This is a genomic window from Rhizobacter sp. (assembly GCA_021153565.1).
Classification (GTDB): domain Bacteria; phylum Pseudomonadota; class Gammaproteobacteria; order Burkholderiales; family Burkholderiaceae_C; genus Albitalea.
Genome location: JAJKJU010000032.1, coordinates 1 through 18321, shown reverse-complemented (window position 1 = coordinate 18321; position 18321 = coordinate 1). Strand labels below are relative to the sequence as shown.

Annotated in this window: 13 protein-coding genes and 2 pseudogenes; 3 read left to right on the top strand and 12 right to left on the bottom strand. The window is 62.3% G+C overall.

Features of this window, described 5'->3' with window-relative positions:
- Positions 1 to 658, top strand: a 658-nt coding sequence (locus tag AC30NL_RS02440) for a pentatricopeptide repeat-containing protein (protein WP_489462421.1), incomplete at its 5' end; no start/stop codon positions are given.
- Positions 659 to 1012: 354 nt separating this feature from the next.
- On the opposite strand, the gene AC30NL_RS02435 is transcribed toward AC30NL_RS02440, so the two are convergent.
- From AC30NL_RS02435 to AC30NL_RS02410, 6 genes are all read right to left on the bottom strand, one after another.
- Positions 1013 to 1681 (bottom strand): general secretion pathway protein GspB, encoded by a 669-nt coding sequence (locus AC30NL_RS02435; protein ID WP_489462420.1) that lies wholly within the window; start codon positions 1679 to 1681, stop codon positions 1013 to 1015.
- 8 nt (positions 1682 to 1689) lie between these two features.
- Positions 1690 to 3348 carry an AAA family ATPase gene (locus tag AC30NL_RS02430; RefSeq protein ID WP_489462419.1) on the bottom strand — a complete coding sequence of 553 codons (1659 nt, stop codon included), beginning with the start codon at positions 3346 to 3348 and terminating at the stop codon, positions 1690 to 1692.
- Between the two features lie 134 nt (positions 3349 to 3482).
- Positions 3483 to 3929: a hypothetical protein gene (locus AC30NL_RS02425; RefSeq protein WP_489462418.1), complete on the bottom strand. Its 447-nt coding sequence runs from the start codon at positions 3927 to 3929 to the stop codon at positions 3483 to 3485.
- Between the two features lie 356 nt (positions 3930 to 4285).
- Positions 4286 to 4777, bottom strand: a complete 492-nt coding sequence (lspA, locus tag AC30NL_RS02420) for a signal peptidase II (RefSeq protein WP_489462422.1) — start codon at positions 4775 to 4777, stop codon at positions 4286 to 4288.
- A 48-nt stretch (positions 4778 to 4825) separates the two neighbouring features.
- Positions 4826 to 7690 carry an isoleucine--tRNA ligase gene (gene ileS, locus AC30NL_RS02415; RefSeq protein ID WP_489462417.1) on the bottom strand — a complete coding sequence of 955 codons (2865 nt, stop codon included), beginning with the start codon at positions 7688 to 7690 and terminating at the stop codon, positions 4826 to 4828.
- Positions 7691 to 8130: 440 nt separating this feature from the next.
- Positions 8131 to 8256 carry a hypothetical protein gene (locus AC30NL_RS02410; RefSeq protein ID WP_489462416.1) on the bottom strand — a complete coding sequence of 42 codons (126 nt, stop codon included), beginning with the start codon at positions 8254 to 8256 and terminating at the stop codon, positions 8131 to 8133.
- A gap of 441 nt (positions 8257 to 8697) precedes the next feature.
- Here AC30NL_RS02410 and AC30NL_RS02405 point away from each other — a divergent pair, with 441 nt between their 5' ends.
- The gene (locus tag AC30NL_RS02405; protein ID WP_489462415.1) at positions 8698 to 10320 is read left to right on the top strand and encodes an NEL-type E3 ubiquitin ligase domain-containing protein; all 1623 of its coding nucleotides are present in this window, start codon (positions 8698 to 8700) and stop codon (positions 10318 to 10320) included.
- A gap of 247 nt (positions 10321 to 10567) precedes the next feature.
- Here the strand turns inward: AC30NL_RS02405 and AC30NL_RS02400 are convergent.
- Positions 10568 to 10972 (bottom strand): annotated as a pseudogene (locus AC30NL_RS02400) (riboflavin kinase); the annotation flags it as partial.
- 57 nt (positions 10973 to 11029) lie between these two features.
- Between AC30NL_RS02400 and AC30NL_RS02395 the strand changes: the two are divergent.
- Positions 11030 to 12925, top strand: coding sequence for a hypothetical protein (locus AC30NL_RS02395; protein WP_489462414.1), 1896 nt, complete (start codon positions 11030 to 11032; stop codon positions 12923 to 12925).
- Between the two features lie 73 nt (positions 12926 to 12998).
- Here the strand turns inward: AC30NL_RS02395 and AC30NL_RS02390 are convergent.
- The 5 genes and pseudogenes from AC30NL_RS02390 to AC30NL_RS02370 form a co-directional block, all read right to left on the bottom strand.
- Positions 12999 to 13091 (bottom strand): annotated as a pseudogene (locus AC30NL_RS02390) (IS6 family transposase); the annotation flags it as partial.
- Positions 13092 to 13540: 449 nt separating this feature from the next.
- Positions 13541 to 14503, bottom strand: a complete 963-nt coding sequence (locus AC30NL_RS02385) for a bifunctional riboflavin kinase/FAD synthetase (protein ID WP_489462413.1) — start codon at positions 14501 to 14503, stop codon at positions 13541 to 13543.
- A gap of 8 nt (positions 14504 to 14511) precedes the next feature.
- Positions 14512 to 15249 carry a pseudouridine synthase gene (locus AC30NL_RS02380; RefSeq protein WP_489462412.1) on the bottom strand — a complete coding sequence of 246 codons (738 nt, stop codon included), beginning with the start codon at positions 15247 to 15249 and terminating at the stop codon, positions 14512 to 14514.
- Between the two features lie 39 nt (positions 15250 to 15288).
- Positions 15289 to 16677 (bottom strand): alpha/beta fold hydrolase, encoded by a 1389-nt coding sequence (locus AC30NL_RS02375; RefSeq protein ID WP_489462411.1) that lies wholly within the window; start codon positions 16675 to 16677, stop codon positions 15289 to 15291.
- A 411-nt stretch (positions 16678 to 17088) separates the two neighbouring features.
- Entirely contained in the window at positions 17089 to 18231 is a 1143-nt protein-coding gene (locus AC30NL_RS02370; RefSeq protein WP_489462410.1) for an acyl-CoA dehydrogenase family protein, read from the bottom strand.
- Positions 18232 to 18321: the final 90 nt, after the last annotated feature.

The following is an 18321-nucleotide window of genomic DNA, read 5'->3' as shown; positions in this document are numbered from 1 at the left end:
CATCCCCAACGTCATCACGTACAGCGCCCTGATCTCGGCGTGCGAGAAAGCCGGGCAGGCCGAGCTGGCGCTGAAGATTTTCGATGACATGCGCGCCGCTGGCATCATCCCCAACGTCATCACGTACAACGCCCTGATCTCAGCATGCGTGAGGGGTGGCCATTCCGCGGATGCAAGGCGGTTGCTTAAAGAGGCAGTGTCCGATGACGTGTTCCATCCATCGCTTGGGTATGACAAAGGCGCCAACAGCCTTGACTTCCATCTCAACAGCCTTCTGGTGACTTCGCCTGTGGGGGGCCGTGCGGGTGGGGTGTCGGCAGACATGGCGCAAGTGCTGTTCGACCATCACCTGGATCTGGGCAATCTCAGCTGTACGACGAAGTTCGTCGTGGGCCAGCACGGCGACGATGTGATCAAGGACGCCATTGCGCAGCGTATGCTGACAAAAGGGTGGACTGCCGTGCAAGGGTTCAGCCATGGCAAGGTCAATTCTGGGCGTCTGGTCGTCGCTCAGAGCCCGGCACAGACGGCTTCTATTGCATCGACGCTGAGTGCCGCAGCAAAAGAATTCGTACCACCCGGGCAGACGGCTCCTAATGCATCGACCCTGAATGCCGCAGCAAAAGCATTCGTACCATCCGGGCCGCCACGCCGGTAGTTGTAGGGGGCGCCTTGTTGGTCGTGCGTTTTAGGACTGCGTATTTCAGTGATCGTGGACGCTTTCCGACGAGAGATCGGTTTAGAGTGCGCCGGGAGACCGGCAAGGAGCAGGTGGTGAAAGTCCACTGCGATGAAGGAGTAGCGATCCACATCGACCCCGAGTCATGCGTGACGAATCGCGAGGTGCGGCGCGAAGCGGGAGTATTCGAGCGTGTCCGCTCATCACGTCAAAAGGCGCCTGATCTAGGCGCAAAGCGCAGCCATAGCCCGGGCTATGTGAGCATTTGCAACGACGAGCAGGGTCTTTTGACGTGATGAGCGGACACGCTCGAAATACTCTCAGCCTCTCAGCTCAATAGCTGATCGTGAAGCGCTGGTTCCTGTAGCGCAGCACCGCGGACTTGAGCTTGATCTGCTCGAGTACAAGTTCGGGCATCACCTTTTCGTTCTCGTGAACGATCTGCCCGTTCAGGATGAGGAAGCGGCTCGCCGCACTTTCGGAATAGATCGAACCGCCGACGACCAACTTCGGCACCTGAGCGCGAATGTCCGCGGGAAGCTCGTCTTGCGTCGGGATGCGGGTGCCAGCGGATGCCGCAGGTGCAGCTGCCACGGTGGTTGGTGCGGGGGCGTGCTTCACCGCAGGCAAGGGCGCAGGAGCCGCTGCAGGAACCGGCGGTAGCGAAATGCGATCGGTCTGAACGGGTGCCGATGGGGCAGGGGCAGGGGCTGCGGGCAGCGTCGTGGTCGTCTGTTGCATCGCCGGGCTGACTTGTGGTGCCTGTGCCGCAACGTTCGCGTCCGCCGCACCACTTGCTGGCTCACGCCCCAGGAATTGCCAGGCGATCGATGCCAGCAGCGCAAGCGACAGTCCGGCCACTGCCCACAACATCGGCTTGCCAACAACGAGCGGCGGGCTGTCCGAGGATGTCGGCGGTGTCGACTGCGCATGAAGACTTGGCACCGACCCGCGTTCGCGCTCGGCATCGGCCCGTCGGAGTGCATCGAGGATGTATGACACGTGACGCCTTATCTCTCGGTTTGCAGGCGCGGCTCGGCGATGCCCATCGCGCGGTTGAGCTGCATGAAGGTGGTGGGCCCGGCCAGGCCATCGGCCTTGAGGCCCTGGGCGAGCTGGAAGGCGTAGACGCGCGATCGAAGCGCGCCAGTGCCCGAAGTCGTCGTGCTTCCATCCACCTTCGCGAGTTGCGCCGTCAGCCATTCGGCCATCGGGCCGGTCTCGCTGTCGACGACCTTGTTGACGTAGCCCGGCGGCACGCGGAAGTAGGTCGCGAAGTCGCCTTTCCAGGCCGAGGCCAGGGTGGCAAGCGACACCATTTGCGAGACACCGCCCGCGTGCAGAGTGGCGTGTTGTGCGGTGAGCCCGGTGAGCAAGGCGTAACCTGGCTTATTGCTCTCGTCCCGCAAGCTGACAATGCCCGGTCGCGCCAGTTGCCGGATCAGCGCGAGGTTGCTGTTGGCGATCTTGAAGCACTGCACGTGTTCGCGTTCCGCCGCCAGGCACGGATCGCCTTCGGGCAGCTTGAGGTTCCACGACTGCGCGAGTTCGCGCCAAGCCTCTTGCTCGGTGTGCAGGGTGGTCTTGACGCTGCTGGCGACGATGATGCCCGATGCGGCCGAAGAGGCGGGCACTGCCGCCACGAGCTTGGCAGGCTCTGTGGCGCTGGCCGCGGCGACCCATGTCGAAGCACCGCTGGCCGGCTTTGCTGTGGCGACCACGGGTGCCGTTGCGTGCCGCGACTCCATTGCCACCGTGCCCAGACCGAGCAGCGCCACGCACGCCGCAACACCGCCGCCGGCAATGGCGATGCGCTTCGTCGTCCACGGGCTGGGAACGCCGTCGGCCGCATGGCCGAACACTTCGTGCGCCGCCTTGTCTACCATCGCTCGGTCTACGCTCGGCCGTGAGTTCGCGTATGCGCCGAGCAAGGCCCGGTCGCACAGCAGGTTGATGCGACTGGGCACGCCACGAGACAGTTCGTAGATGCGCGTCATTGCTTTCGCGTCGAAAGGAACGGCGCGCGTCATGCCCGAGATTGCGAGCCGGTGGCGGATGTACTTCCTCGTTTCCGGCGCCGACAAAGCCTCAAGGTGGAAGCGCGCAATCACCCGCTGCGCCAGTTGTTCAAGCTCTGGGCGAGCCAGCAGCGCGCGCAGTTCGGGCTGTCCGATCAAGATGATCTGCAGCAGCTTGCGCTCGTTGGTTTCCAGATTGGTGAGCAGGCGCAGTTGCTCCAGCACGCTGGCCGACAGGTTCTGCGCTTCATCGATGATGAGCACGTTGTTCTGCCCGACCGCATGCGTCTTGAGCAGGAACTCATTGAGCGCGTCCACGTACTCTTTGACGGTGGCGACACCCGGTCCGTCGTGGTGGCATGGAATGCGGAACTCGTCGCACACCGACTTCAGCAACTCGTCGACTGTGAGCTTGGGGTTGAAGATATAGGCGACGTTGCAACGCGGCGGAATCTGTTCCAGGAAGCAGCGGCACACGGTGGTTTTGCCTGCGCCGATCTCACCGGTCAGCAAGACGAAACCGCCGCCGCCCTTCACGCCATACAGCAAGTGCGCGAGGGCCTCGCGGTGCCGATCGCTCATGAAGAGGTAGCGCGGGTCGGGCGCGATCGAAAAGGGCTCTCGCTTCAAGCCGAAAAAGCGCGCGTACATGGGGCAGGGAATCCTCGGGACGGCTGTGCCGCATGGGCTGCGGCTATGGCTTGCGAGTCTATCCCCGTGGCGGGTCGTCCCCCAACCCGCAAGAAACGAAAAGCCCGCGCTGGGCGCGCGGTGTTACTCGTTATTCAGTACTGGCCTTCGGTCAGCGTGTCGAGCTGGAAGCGGCCACTCTTATCCACGAGCCAGACTTCGGTGAACTTGGTCGCACCCATGCGGGCAGGTGCGGGCATGGGCGACGAGCGCTGGATCATGTCCTTGACGGCCACCGTCACGTCCGGCGCATGCGTCGGCACGCGGATGGTGGTGATGCCCTGCACATTGCCATGGGCGTCGACGCTCACTTCGAGCACGACGATGGCATGAACCAGAGCGGGCAGCTTGCCTTTGTAGATCTTGTCCGGGTAGGACTTGTAGACGTGGCGTGCCGCGTCCACCTTGTAGGCCTTGGCAGTCTCGGCATTCGACACCGTCGCGACGATGGCACTCTGGGCTCGCGCCGGCGCCGTGGTGGCGATGCTCATGGCCGTGAGCAGGGTGGCAGCAAGAATCGGGGGTAAGCGAAGGGACTTCATCGCAACCTGCCAAAGTGAAACTAAGGTATCTCACTGTGACATCGCCGGTGCTTGCGTGGTGGTGCGGAAATCACGCCTTTAGCGTGCTAATTCATTGGTAGCAAAGGCGACGAATCTAATCCTGCCCGCCCTTCATGCATGACGCGATATGTAACCAATGCGCCCTGGCAGGCTCATGGCGTCATCGCCTCGGGGGCAATCCGAGGCCGGCGTAGGTGAAAGCCCGAATCACGGATGTCGTCCGGGCATCGAAATGTTGACGTTTCGCGTCAGAGGAGATCAGGCGCCTTTTGACGTGCTGCTCGGACACGTTCGAACATACTCTCAGCCTCTCAGCCTCTCAGCCTCTCAGCCTCTCAGCCGCGCCGCACGCGAAGCAGTTCGTCCAGGATCAAAAACGCCGCTCCGATCGTGATCGCGCTGTCGGCGACATTGAAGCTTGGGAAATACGAGTCGCGGTAATGGACCTGGATGAAGTCCACCACGTAGCCGTGCAGCAGTCTGTCAATGACGTTGCCGAGTGCGCCACCCAAGATCAACGACAGTGCCCAACTGAACAGGCGCTGCCCGCCATGGCGCTTGAGCATCCATACGATGAACACCGTCGCCACCAGCCCGAGCCCCGTGAAGAACCAGCGCTGCCACCCCGTCCCGTTCGCGAGAAAGGAAAACGCCGCGCCAGGGTTGTGATGCCGGACGACGTTCAGCAGCGAGTTCACGTAGCGGCTGTCGCCGACATGAAAGTCCCCAAGGATCAGCGTCTTGGTGAACTGGTCGGCCAAGATGACGATAAAGGCGATGCCGAGCCATGGGAGGAGGGATGAGGAGGAAGCGTTTCGGGATGCAATATCAGCGCGTTGAATGGTTCGGAGGGCGTCTTGCCAAGTGACGCATTTTCAGGCGACGTGTCGCGATTCACCTTTGCCGAACAAATTGCTCGCGCACCGACCGCAGATCGTCGGATGTGCCGCATCCTGGCCGACGTCATCGCGCCAGTGCCAGCAGCGCTCGCACTTCTTCGCGGTCGAGGGTTGCACTTTGACCTTCAGCTCTGCGCCATTGACCACCTCGGCCTTGGATGTGATCGTCACGAACTTCAGGTCGTCGCCAAGCGATGCGAGCAGTTCGTAGTCGGTCGCGTTGGCCGTGATCTCGATTTCCGCTTGCAGGGACGATCCGACCTTGCCTTCGGTGCGAAGGGTCTCGATGTCCTTGTTCACGAGGTCGCGCACTTGCCGGATGAAGGTCCACTTGTCGAGCAGCTTGGGGTTGTTCCAATCGCTCGCGTCGCTGTAGGTCTCGGTGAAGATCGATACCGATTTCCCTGGTGCGAAGACTTTCCAGGCTTCTTCAGCAGTGAAGCTCAAGAAAGGCGCCATCCAGCGCAGCATGGCGTTCGTGATGTGCCAAAGGGTAGTCTGCGCCGAGCGGCGCGCGAGGGACTTCGGGGCAGTCGTGTAGAGGCGGTCTTTCAGGATGTCGAGGTAGAACGCGCCCAGGTCTTCGCTGCAATACACCTGCAGCTTCGCCACCACGGGATGGAACTCATAGACCTCGAAATGTTCGAGTACTTCGGCCTGGAATTGCCCTGCGCGAGCGAGCGCATAGCGGTCGATCTCGAGCATGCTTTCGAGCGGCACCGCGTCGTTGGCCGGGTCGAAATCAGACGTGTTCGCGAGCATGAACCGCAGCGTGTTGCGGATGCGGCGGTACGCGTCGACCACGCGCGCAAGGATCTTGTCGTCACCCGCGATGTCGCCCGAATAGTCGCTGGCTGCCACCCACAGACGAATGATCTCCGCCCCCAGCTTGCTGCTCACCTCCTGCGGCTCGATGCCGTTCTTGAGACTCTTGCTCATCTTGCGGCCCTGGCTGTCCACGGTAAAGCCGTGGGTCAGAAGGCCACGGTATGGAGCGCGGCCTTCGAGTGCGCAAGCAATCAGCAGCGAAGAATGGAACCAGCCGCGGTGCTGGTCGTGGCCTTCCAGGTAGAGGTCGGCCTCGGGACCTTGCTCGTGGCTCTGGCCAGCGTGAGACCCGCCCAGCACATGGAAGAAGGTCGACCCTGAGTCGAACCACACGTCGAGGATATCGTTGCTCTTCGTGTATTGCTCAGCCTGCGCGCCCAACCATTCGGTCGGATCTAGCTTGGACCATGCCTCGACGCCGCCCTTCTCAATCAGCGCCGCAGCGCGGTCGATGAATTCAAGCGTATTCGGATGCAGTTCGCCCGAATCCTTGTGCAGGAAGAAGGGCAGCGGAACGCCCCAGTTGCGCTGGCGGCTGATGCACCAATCGGGCCGGTTGGCGATCATGTCCCGCAGTCGGGCGCGGCCGTTCTCGGGGTAAAAGCTCGTCGCGTCGATGGCCTTGAGCGCCGTGGCACGCAAGGACTCATGCGCCTTGTCGACCGTGAACACGCCTTCGCCTTCATCCATGCGAATGAACCACTGGGCAGCCGCCCGATAGATCACCGGCGTCTTGTGGCGCCAGCAATGTGGGTAGCTGTGCACGAGCTTCGAGGTCGCGAACAGCCGCCCCGCGTCGCGCAGCGTGTCAATGATGACGGGTGTCGCCTTCCAGATGTTCTGCCCGCCGAAGAGTGGCAAGGCGGGGTCGTACGAACCGTTTCCCTGCACCGGGTTCAAGATCTCGTCGACCGTCATGCCATGGGCGCGGCAGGAGTTGAAGTCATCCATGCCATAGGCGGGCGAGGAGTGGACGATGCCCGTTCCGTCCTCGGCCGTCGCGTAGTCGGCGAGGTAGACGGGGCTCAGGCGGTTGTAGCCCTCGTGCACGTGGGCGAGCGGATGGCGGAAATTGATGCCGTCCAGCGCCTTGCCAGGCGCTGTGCCGATGACGGTGCCCGGCATGCCGTAGCGCTCCAGGCATTTGTCGACCAGTGCCGATGCGAGCACCAGCAGGCCGTGCTCAGTGTCCACGAGCGAGTATTCGAGCTCGGGGTTCAGGTTCAGTGCCTGGTTGGCCGGGATGGTCCAGGCGGTGGTTGTCCAGATGAGGATGAAGGCATCTTTCTCGAGTGATGGCAAGCTGAAGGCTTCTGCGAGCTGGTCGGGCTCGGCGCATAGAAAGCCCACATCCAGCGTCTGCGAGCCTTTGTCCGCATACTCGATTTCAAACTCGGCCAACGACGAGCCGCAGTCGAAGCACCAGTAAACGGGCTTCAGCCCGCGGTAGACGAAGCCGCGCTCGATGATTTTCTTCAGCGCACGGACCTCTCCTGCTTCGTTCCCAAAGTCCATGGTGCGATAGGGATGGTCCCAATCGCCCAGCACGCCCAGTCGCTTGAAGTCGGCCATCTGCTGGGCGATCTGCTCGGTGGCGTACGCGCGGCTCTTGGCCTGCACTTCGTCGCGCGAGAGGGCGCGGCCGAAGGTTTTTTCGATCTGGTTCTCGATGGGAAGGCCGTGGCAGTCCCAGCCCGGCACGTAGAGGGCATCCATGCCCTTCAACTGCCGTGCCTTGACGATCATGTCCTTGAGGATCTTGTTGACGGCGTGCCCCATGTGCAACTGGCCGTTGGCGTAGGGTGGGCCATCGTGCAGCACGAACTTGGGCGCGTTGTGACGTGCGTCGCGCAGCTTCTTGTAGATGCCCTTCTCGTCCCATTCCTTGACCCAGCCCGGCTCGCGCTTGGGCAAATCGCCGCGCATGGGGAACGGGGTGTCGGGCAGGTTGAGCGTGGCCCGGTAGTCGGTCGCGGCAGCGGGTGTGGCGGTGGTGGTCTGTTCGGTGGACATGCTTCGTTCTCGAAAGGAGGTCACTCCCGCCTGGGCGGGACACCGGAGGTCAAAGTCCGGCGAGGGAAGAGGCCGCGTTCGGCATGAAGGGGCGACGCGTGCGGACGGCAAGAAATCCGCGAGAAGCCGCGTCAAATTCGATCGCGCGTGGTCTGCCGGCTCGTGGCACTGTGCCAATGCGACGTGGTCGAGCGCGCGGGATACGATGGCATCGCACCGATTCTACCGGCCGCTCCGGTCGGCTTGTCACATGCTCAAAGCTTGCCGGCCCGCCTGGGCTTTGGTGATGCTACTGGCTCCCGGCGCGGCCGTGGCTGAGGACGATCTTCCGGTGAAGAAGCCCGACTCTTGCAGGACAGGGAGATTCACGTCGGCCGAGTTGCGCCATACGTGTGCTGCGCCTGCCCACGCCGCGTGCTCGACGAAGGTTGAACCGCGTGTTACTGGCACAGCCATTGCACGGCATGCGGCAGCGCCGCGTGGCGCGCGGCACGCTCGGCGCTGCCGTCCTCGACCGCCAGCCGCAGATCGTTGAGGTGATACAGCACACCGTCCATGCAAGCCATGGCCCACACCGACAAAGCCGGATGGGAGTTCGCCAACTCCAGGTTGGTGAGCCGGTCGCTCCACTCCGCCCGCTCTCAGCAGTGGCGTCGGTCGTGCCATTGCCAAGATCGCATGCACCGGGTCGCCGCCTTGTTGCACGACAGAGCCGCCCTTCGCGTAAACCTCCATGACTTCGCATTGAATGACAGACTAGTGCCGCCTGCCATGAGAATCTGGAAATGGATCCAATACGCAACGCAGGCACATCAAGGCCACGTGAGATCAGTCCCGAACCGAATGACTTGGACCCGCACAGCGCCGAGTCAAGGCGTGTGCGGCCTCCAACTGCGGGGGCATTCGAAGCAATGGTGCCGCAGTCACCACCGCGGCGTGCCATATCCGACGAGATGGAGGCTGAATCAGCGTCACGCCCCCCACGCGGTGCCGCACCCACGCAACCCGTGCCGGCCTCACCGGCAATCGGCGAAGCCGACTCCGAAGTGATATTCCAGCGCTTCGTGACCGAGGCTGCTGAGGTGGTGGCATCGCAGCCTGCAGAGGCATTACCGGCAGAGTTCGTTACTCAGCTGTCGGAGAATCTCATGGCCGCATTGGACATTCACGGCCAGCCACAGCCAGCGGACGTCTTCAGGGTGGTGGACCTCGTTGTCCAACACCCGAACCTGGAATCCGTCGTCCTGCAAGTGACGCGCGAACTGGTTTTACTAATGGGCCCGCAGCCCAATCTACACGACGGGCTCTCAAGCCGCCGTTTGCAGAGTCCGGCCTGTGACCGGGTGATAAATGAATTGATGGATCTAATTTGGTTCGATAGCCTCGTTCCGGACGACGAGATCGACGGATTTGATGCTGATCTCCATCAGCAGCACGACGCCTTGGGCAGCGAGATCCAAGCCTGGGTCCGCCTGGGCGGCAAGCCAATCGAATCCGTGCATGCCTTCAATGAAGAAGACAATGCGCCGTCATTCGCTCGCCTGCTCGCGCGTCTGCGCGGACGGGAACCGCAAGGCACGTCAACGCCCCCTGAGCAGACGGCGGCGCAGGTGTCGTTCGTGATTCAGGCCATCGCGAATAATGCCGCCATGCGAAGCCAGGTATTCTCGCTTGCGGAACACGCGCTAGGCAGTTGCGGTGACAACTTGGCCGAAGGCTTCTCCAAAATACTGCTGGCCGTGGACAACCATCGGATGGCGCAGGCCGTGGAGAGTGGCGAAGTGAACGCGAAGCAGCTCAACGATTGGGCAGGTTCGCTGTTCCGGTTATCGCTGCTCGAAAGTGCAGTGCACCGCTTCATACACACCCAACTCCAGCGTTCCGACTTGCCAACGTTGGAGCGAAACGCGCTCACCAATGAACCACTGGAAACCATGGTTCATGCCAAGGTCGACCTACGCCAGCGGCTTGATCTGCCGAATAGCACAACATCCGCGATGAGATACCGCAGGTGCAGCGTGTTGACGCAAGACCAGCTGGGCATGCTGGCACTGAAGGTAGAAGCTCAGGCAAACGACGGTCAAGAGCGGGACAAGTTCCTGCTGAACCATCAGACATGGCGTGCTGGCATGAAGGCGCTACATGCACAGGAATTCACAGACTTGAAGGTCAGGCAGGATGATGATCCCTTCTTCGATCTTGATGTGCCCAGGGATCTTGACGGCCAGGCGGAGTATGCCGCGCAGGCGCTGCGGGTCCAAGCGAAATATGCCGATGAAGAAAATGCGCTGCTGCTGCACCTGGCGGCCAACTCAGAAGTGATGTTCCAGCGCTTCCTGGCCGAAGAAGCCACTGCGGTGGTGGCATCGCAGCCTGCAGAGGCAATGCCAGTAGCACCGCCCATCGATGTCTTGATCGCGGCGATGTCTAGACTTCGTGCAGGGCGCCAACATGGCGCGCCTGAGAGCGTCGCTGATACAGCACGTGCGTTGCGCCTGGATGCCGGGCAGCTCGCCACCTACGTCACCGACGGCGGCAATCTGCAAACAAACCCGCAGGTGCAGCAGTGGCTGCAGACGCTGCCACCCGATGAACTAGATGCGCTGCTGCGCTTTCACGACAACGGCTGAGTTAGATGCGCAAGTACCACGAGGGCGCGAAAGCGACGCCGATCAACCACACCAAGTCAGCCGTCAAGGCAGCGTCGGTATAGCGAAAGCGTGGCAAGAAGTTCGACGTGACTGAGAGGCTGCCTACTTGCCCCATCCCATGTGATCATGGCTGCCTCCTGCCGGAGGGTAGTGAAGCAATGGGGCTTGAACGCCGGCATCGCCTGGCGTTTTGATTCGTAGGGTGGGCACGCTACGCTTTGCCACTCTACGAAAATTCCCTGAGCCACCGCCGCGCGTCGGCCTCGTCCTTTGCAATCCCTTCGCGCAAGGCATCCATCGACTCGTAGCGCAGCTCGTCGTGCAGCTTGTGCAGCAACTCCACGCGCACGCATTCGGTCGCCGCGCGGCCCATGTCGCCAGCGGCCAGTGCCTCGCGAACGGCCGAGCTCGACACGCGCAGGCCGTGCACCTCGTAGCTCATCATGCGCGCGACGTCGAAGCCGGCGGCGCCTCCGGGAGCATCGAGCATGGCGTAGTCGCCGGCCCGCTTGGCCCCGAAGCGGAAGTCATCGCCGACGAGCACGTATCTGGCGTGCACGCCCTCGATCAGCACTTGGTCGATGAAGGTCTGCGGGGACAGCGACGACAAGGCGTGGTCGAAGCGCAGTACACCACCTGGTCGATGCGGAGGGGATGGCAAGCGCCGTTCCCTACCCCTATTCAACAGATGCTTGCGATTGCTTCAAGCTTTGAAGGTGTAGTGGCGCTGTTCTTCGTCCACTCGAACAGCACTTCGGTTGAACGCCATGGTATGTGCCGGAGAAGGGTCCAATCTGGCCGGTCATTCCTCCGTTCACATCAAGTTCAAGCAGAGATCAGCATGGATTACTCGTTTTCGAGGTCAGTCACGCCTACGCAGCATTCGCCAACCCCCGAGGCGGGCCAGCAAGGCGATCCCACACCGGAATCACGACCAGACCGAGAAAGCGGTCTTTCCGGGCCGTTCGAATTGATAGCGAGGACATCGTCATCGGACAACATCGCGCCACGAGGAGGAAAAGCACCATTTGAAATGCTCGCAAAGGACGCTCAGGAGAAGATCCTCGACCACTTGCTCCTCGGCGACTCGCCAAGCGACCCAGTTTCGATGGCCCGAAGTCTGATGGCCCTGTCGGGGACGTCTAAGGCTCTACGAACGTTAGTTCAGGGAGTCGGCTCCCGCCCCGAATACCGACCATACCGACTGTTGACCAGCCTGATGAAAGCCGCTGAACGTCATGTCCGCAACTGCAGCGAACTCACCGCAGCCCGTGTTAAGAAGTATGCAGCCGTGCTCGGACTATTAAGCCAGCACGAGAAAGAACGCCTCGTGTCCGCCGCGATCGGCCTCGACAATGGCGAACAAAAGTCGATTGCGATATTAGAGCTTAGCAAAAGAGTAGCCCATTTGGACGACGACCAGCGCAATCGCCTTATCGACTCCGCCATCGCGAACACCGATGAGTCCAGCTTCTCCAGCTACAAAGCCGAGTCAATCGGCGTGCTGGGCGCCGGAGCGCATTTGGATGTGATCCAGCGCGACAGACTCCTCGCCGCCACTATCGACATGGAAGGACGCCAGAGGTCCGCTGCGATAGTTAAGCTGAGCGCGGGCTTGGCGCATATGAACGATGACCAGCGCGAGCGCCTCGTCGCCGCCGCCACCAGCCTCACCGGTCGTGCCAAGGCCGAAGCGATTGCCGGTCTTAGCGTAGGAATGGCGCATCTGAACGGCGAGCAGCGCGAGCGCCTCGTCGCCGCCGCCATCAGCCTCACCAATGGCGAAAACAAGGCCGAAGCGATTGCCGGTCTTGGCGCAGGAATGGCGCATCTGGACGACGAGCAGCGCGAGGGCCTCGTCACCGCTGCCCTCAGCCTCGACGAGGATATCGACAAGGCTACAGCGATCGTCGGGCTGAGCGCGGTCATGGCGCATCTGAACCTGGACCAGCGCGATCTTCTCGTGGACGCCACCATCAACTTCGGCAATCTCAGCGCCAAGAGTAATGCGATAGCCGGACTGGGCCATGGATTGGAGCATCTGAACAAGACCCAGCGCAAGGACCTTGTCGACGCCACGATGGACCTGGGCGACCTGGGCAATAAGCTCTTTCAGGCCTATGCGATAGCCGGTCTGGGCTCGGGAGTGGAGCACCTGAGCAAATCCGAGCGCGAGTGCCTCGTCGTCGCCGGCCTCAGCGACAGCTACACGGAATTCGACAAGGCTATTGCGATAGAAGGGCTGGGCGCGGGAGCGGCGCATCTGGACGATTCCCAGCGCGGGAGGCTCGTCGCCGCGACCCTCGGCCTCCTCGACGACGGCCTCGACAAGGTTCGTGCGATAAAAGGGCTGGGCGCGGCAATGGCGCATCTGAGAAATTCCATGCACGAGGACATCGTCGTCGCCATCCTCGGCTTCAAGAGCGACTATTTGAAAGCTGATGCGATAGGCGGGCTGGGCGCGGGAGTGGCGCATCTGCACGAGGCCCAGTGCGACAGGCTCGTCACCGCCGCGATCAGTTTGGGTGACCCGACGATCCGTGCAATAGCCAGACTGGCCGCTCCCATTTTCAGTTCGCACTGAGAGTGTTGGGAGTTTGTCTGGCTCTCGCAATAAGGGCGTCGGGCCAGGCGAAGCCCGGCACCGAATTTGAAGGTCAGATGGCGAGCCAGTAGAACTGGTCAGCAGCGGACAAGGCTTCGCCTTTGGGGCAATCGAGTTGCCCCTTCTTGACCATGTGCATGGTCTCGCCGACCTCGATGCCGCTCGCGCCTGGGCAGCTGGCTTCGTGCGTTGGTACTCAGCCCCTGGCCGCATGAATGAGGCGACAAGTAGCGTGACGCGCGCCGCTCCAAATCCCACCTTCTTCATCGCCAAACGAGTGGGCGGGGACGGGTCGAGCAGTTGTGCGCGATGGTGGAGGCCGTCGGGCTACCTTGATGGAGATGAGTGTGTTTTTTTTGGGGAAATCCCTCACCCCAACCCAGAGGGAGAGGGGACTCACTTGGTCGCATATCCCAGAGGGGCTGACTGGCTGCCCCTGCCGGAGGGTAGTGAAGCAATGGGGCTTGAACGCCCGAACGCCGGCATCGCCTGGCGGTTTTTTTATTCGTAGGGTGGGCAAAGCGTAGCGTGCCCACGCGGACCGTCGAGCTGATTTCATTCACAACCGCGTGGGCACGCTACGCTTTGCCCACCCTACGAAAATTCCCTGAACCACCGCCGGGCGTCTGCCTCATCCTTCCCGATCCCTTCGCGCAAGGCATCCATCGACTCGTAGCGCAGCTCGTCGTGCAGCTTGTGCAGCAGCTCCACGCGCACGCATTGGCCGTACCCGTCATCGATTCCCATGGCCGCTGGCCATTCGAGGCAATGCGTCTCGAGCAACACGCGCCCTGCATCTTCTACCGTCGGCCGCACCCCCAGGCTCGCCACGCCTTGCAGCGGGCCGTCGCCCAAGCCGAACACCCGCACGACGAAGATGCCCATGGCCGCAGGCTTTGGATGATGGAAGTTCAGGTTCAAGGTTCGAAAACCCAGCTCGCGCCCCAGCTTGCGGCCATGCACGACGTGGCCGCTGATGCTGTAGGGCCGGCCAAGCAGGGTCGCCGCGCGGCCCATGTCGCCAGCGGCCAGTGCCTCGCGAACGGCGGAGCTCGACACGCGCAGGCCGTGCACCTCGTAGCTCATCATGCGCGCGACGTCGAAGTCGGCGGCGCCTCCGGCAGCATCGAGCATGGCGTAGTCGCCGGCCCGCTTGGCCCCGAAGCGGAAGTCATCGCCGACGAGAACGTATCTGGCGTGCACGCCTTCGATCAGCACTTGGTCGATGAAGGTCTGCGGGGACAGCGACGACAAGGCCTGGTCGAAGCGCAGTACGACCACCTGGTCGATGCCCACGCTTTCCAGCTCGCTCAGCTTGTCACGCAAGGTGGCGATGCGTGCCGGGGCCAATTCCGGCTTGCCGGCAAGCCTCGCAAAATGGTCGCGCGGCTGCGGCTCGAAGGTCATCACGCACGACGGCAGGCCGCGATGCTGTGCTTCATTGCGCAAGAGCGCGAGCATGGCCTGGTGGCCGCGATGAACGCCGTCGAAGTTGCCGATGGTGAGGGCGCAGGCGGGCGCAATGCCCGGATGATGAAAGCCGCGAAAGACCTGCATGCTTTCGATTATGCGGTCGTGGTGGCGGTGGCCGCCACGGGCGTCACGGCCTGCGGGCCTGGCAGCCAGCGCCATTGGCCGGGTGCAAGGTCGGCAGGCAGCGCGAGCGCTCCGAAGCCGCTTCGATGCAGGGCCTCGACGCGATTGCTAACGGCAGCCAGCATGCGCTTGACCTGATGATATTTGCCGTCGGTGAGCGTGAGCCTGAGGCCATGAAGTCCGTCAGGCCGCTCGCCGGTGATTTCGGCCGCGGCCGCAGCCACCGTCGCCGGGTCGTCGACAAGCTTCACGCCGGCCAGCAGCTTGTCAACTTGTTCGGGCGTGACGGGATGCTTGCAGCCAACTTCATACACCTTGGGCACGTGCTTTTTGGGCGAAGTCCAACGGTGGATGAGCGCGCCGTCGTCGGTGAAGACCAGCAAGCCGGTCGTGTCCTCGTCGAGCCGGCCAACGCTTTGCACGTCGCGGATGCGCAGCGGCGGTGGCAAAAGACTGTAGACGCTCGGATGATGCTTGGGCTTTTGCGAGCACTCATGGCCCTTGGGCTTGTTCATCATGAGCAGGGCCTTGGCGTGATAAGGCCAAGACTCTGCGCGCACGGTGAAGACGAGACCTTCAGGCTCGAGGTCTTCGAAGGGGTTGTCGACGACCTTGCCGGCGATCTTGACATGGCCCGACACGATCAGGCCTTCGCATTCGCGGCGTGCGCCGAAGCCTTGGGAGAAGAGGATTTGCGAGAGTTTCATTGAGAGGGATGGAGGGGCTTTGTCGAAGTGCCCTTCCCATCAATAGTGCAGTTCCAGGAACACCACGTGATTGTCCGCTGCCGGCCAAGTCTTGCCAGCCACGCGTTCGCCATTGAACTCGCCCACGATTGGCCGGTTAGCGGCAGCTAGCACCTTGAGCTTCACCGTCGACACGCTCGCCACCCCCGCAGGCACTCCCTCGGGCGGGCTCTTTCCATCCAGGCTGATCTGATCGCGAGGAATGCCGAAGTAGCCTCGTGGCCGAGTCAAGGCCACCACCGAATTCGCATCGCGATCCGCGTCCGCGATGCGCTCCGCCCGAAGGTTCACGATGTTCGACGAGCGCGGAAATGGCGAGCGGTAGATGTGGGTCGTCGCAAAGCCGGGTGCACTCACGACGAACTCATAGCTCGTGCGGCCACTGGCGTTGAATGGCCCCCACATGCCATCCGCACCGATGGTCTTGCGGTGGACCGCTGGACCACTTCGTTCGCCTTGCTCATTGGTGGCGAAAACCTCCAGCGTCGCGCCCGCGAGCGGCACGTTGTTGGCGTAGCTCCCCCTGCCGGCATCGTTGTTCAAGCCGAGCCCCGACACCTTGCCGTTGAGCATCACGTTCGTTTCGGGCGTGATCGTCAGGGTGGCTGGCGAACGTCCGGTGATGAAGCGGAACATCGCCAAAAACGCTTGCGGACTGAACGAGGTTTCGCGGTGATCGATGCCGGGGATGACGACGTTGTCCGCGCCCTTGAGCGCGGGCCCATCCGAGGTGATGTTGGTGGGCGTGCCTTTGGCGCCGATCCACATGCCGTCGGGTTGCGCATACTTGTCGTTGTTGTCGGATCGGATGGTCATCCACTTCACGCCAGGGGTGACCTCGTGGCCTTCGGCACCCTTGGGCGAATTCAATGCCGTGAGGAAGGGGCCGGCTCCGTTGAATTCGCTGCCCGGGTTGCGCTTCGCATCCGCCCAGATGCCGTGATTCGATGTGCCGCCCAGAATCGCATGCGACACGTTCTTCGTGCCGCCGCCGTTGGCGATGTAGTTGCGAATCGCATTGCCCCCGCGCGCGTTACCCACCAGCACGACCCTGCGCGCGCCGGTTGCCTTCATCACCCTGTCGACCTCGGCGGACAGGAACTGCCTCTGCTCGGACGTCGAGCTGCGCCCGTCCTGCAATTTACCGTCGTCGTCGCGCGCAAGCGGGTAGGGCAGATCGATGGCGTGAAGCCGCTCCCGCGGCCAGCCATTGCTTTCAAATCGCCAGATCGTCGTCATCCACACGCCAGAGGTGTCGCCATTGCCGTGCACGAACACGATGGGCGGAAAGGAGTCTGGTGCGGGCAAAGGCGTCGTGCCGCAAGCGGCCAGCAGCGAGGCGGCTGCAACTGCCAGCAATACGGCGCGGCGAGAGAGGCGTTCGAACATCAGTCGTTATCCGGATGTGAATTGTTGTCAGAGGCTGAGAGTCGAGCGTGTCCGAGCAGCACGTCAAAAGGCGCCTGATCTAGGAAGCGCAGCCAGAGCTCGTGCTATGGCGGGGTGCGATTCAAACTGATGTGAAGTCTCGATACCCGTTCGCCCTGAGGTATCGAAGGGCTTTTGGAGCGTCGGGATGGGGCTTCGATACCTCAGCCTGAACGGAAATCGGTGTCCGCAACCTGAAGCGTACACATCAGTTTGAATCGCACCCGCTATGGCGAGCATTTGCAACGACGAGCAGGGGCCTTTTGGCGTGATGAGCGGGCATGATCGAAATACTCTCAGCCTCTCAGGTCGTTGTTCGGTGCCGGCGAAGTCCTTGGCACAGGGCAGGTCGACCTTGTCGAGTGCCATGTCCTAAGCGAACACCCACGCCGTGTCCTGCATGCGTGCCGATACCTCGCCCAGATGATGCATGGAGTCTCCGTAGCTCATCTCGAGCACCGTGAGGCGCTTGAAGTAGTGGCCAGCGATGTACTCGTCCGTCACACCGATGCCGCCGTGCAACTGGATGCACTGCTGGCCGACATAGCGCATCGACGTGCCGAGCTGAAACTTGGCTTGCGCCAGCGCACGACGGCGTTGATCCTCGGGCTCGTTCAGCTTCAGGCTCGCAAAGTAGCTCATAGAGCGGCCGAGTTCGAGTTGCATCTTCACGTCGGCGATGCGGTGGCGCAGCGCCTGGAAGGTGGCGATGGCCACGCCAAACTGCTTGCGAGTGTTCATGTACTCGATCGTCACCGCGACGAGCTTGTCCATCACGCCGACGGCTTCGGCGCAGGTTGCTGCAATGCCGATGTCGACGGCGCGCTCGATCGCGGCGAAACCCTTGCCGGCATCGGCAATCAACGTGGCGCTGGCGTTGTTGAAGGTGACCTCCGCCGCCCGGCCGCCGTCCTGCGTTGAATACCCGCGGGTGTTTACGCCGTTCGCATTGCGCTCGACGAGGAAGAGGGCAATGCCCTGCGCATCGTCGACCGCGCCGAAGACGCGCGCCGGCACGATGAAGGCATCTGCTTTGTCACCGGCCGGCACGATGCTCTTCTCGCCTGTGATGGTCCAGTCAGTGCCGGATTGCTTGGCCGCGGTGACGACATGATTCAGCCGATAGCGGGCCGCACGTTCTTGTTGCGCGAGCACGATGACGGCGTCGCCGGATGCGATCTTCGGCAGCCATGCAGACTGCACGGCCTCGGGGGCATCACCTGCGAGCACACCGCCGGCGATCAGCGCGCCCTGCGTGAATGGCTCGAGCACCAGGCCCCGGCCCAGTTCTTCCATCACCACCATCGCGTCGACGGGGCCGAAGCCCATGCCGCCGTGCGCCTCTGGAACGTACAGACCGGTGAGGCCCAGGCCAGCGATTTCGCGCCAGGCATCGCGTGAGAACCCGCCTGCTTTCACAAGGGTCTTGCGGCGCTCGAAGCCATAACGCTTGTCGACCCACTTGCGAACGGAGTCGCGCAGCATGTCCTGGTCGTCGCTGAAGTTGAAGTCCATGGTCTTTCCTCTTTCAGTCAGCTGCCCAGCACGACCTGCGACACGATGTTCCGCTGAACCTCGTTCGACCCGCCGTAGATCGTCGTCTTG

Excerpts from the sequence above, each read along its gene's own strand:
- AC30NL_RS02430 (WP_489462419.1), bottom strand. The coding sequence starts at position 3,348 with ATGTACGCGCGCTTTTTCGGCTTGAAGCGAGAGCCCTTTTCGATCGCG.
- AC30NL_RS02425 (WP_489462418.1), bottom strand. The coding sequence starts at position 3,929 with ATGAAGTCCCTTCGCTTACCCCCGATTCTTGCTGCCACCCTGCTCACG.
- ileS (WP_489462417.1), bottom strand. The coding sequence starts at position 7,690 with ATGTCCACCGAACAGACCACCACCGCCACACCCGCTGCCGCGACCGAC.
- AC30NL_RS02410 (WP_489462416.1), bottom strand. The coding sequence starts at position 8,256 with ATGGCTTGCATGGACGGTGTGCTGTATCACCTCAACGATCTGCGGCTG.
- AC30NL_RS02395 (WP_489462414.1), top strand. The coding sequence starts at position 11,030 with ATGCTTGCGATTGCTTCAAGCTTTGAAGGTGTAGTGGCGCTGTTCTTC.
- AC30NL_RS02385 (WP_489462413.1), bottom strand. The coding sequence starts at position 14,503 with ATGCAGGTCTTTCGCGGCTTTCATCATCCGGGCATTGCGCCCGCCTGC.
- AC30NL_RS02380 (WP_489462412.1), bottom strand. The coding sequence starts at position 15,249 with ATGAAACTCTCGCAAATCCTCTTCTCCCAAGGCTTCGGCGCACGCCGC.
- AC30NL_RS02375 (WP_489462411.1), bottom strand. The coding sequence starts at position 16,677 with ATGTTCGAACGCCTCTCTCGCCGCGCCGTATTGCTGGCAGTTGCAGCC.
- AC30NL_RS02370 (WP_489462410.1), bottom strand. The coding sequence starts at position 18,231 with ATGGACTTCAACTTCAGCGACGACCAGGACATGCTGCGCGACTCCGTT.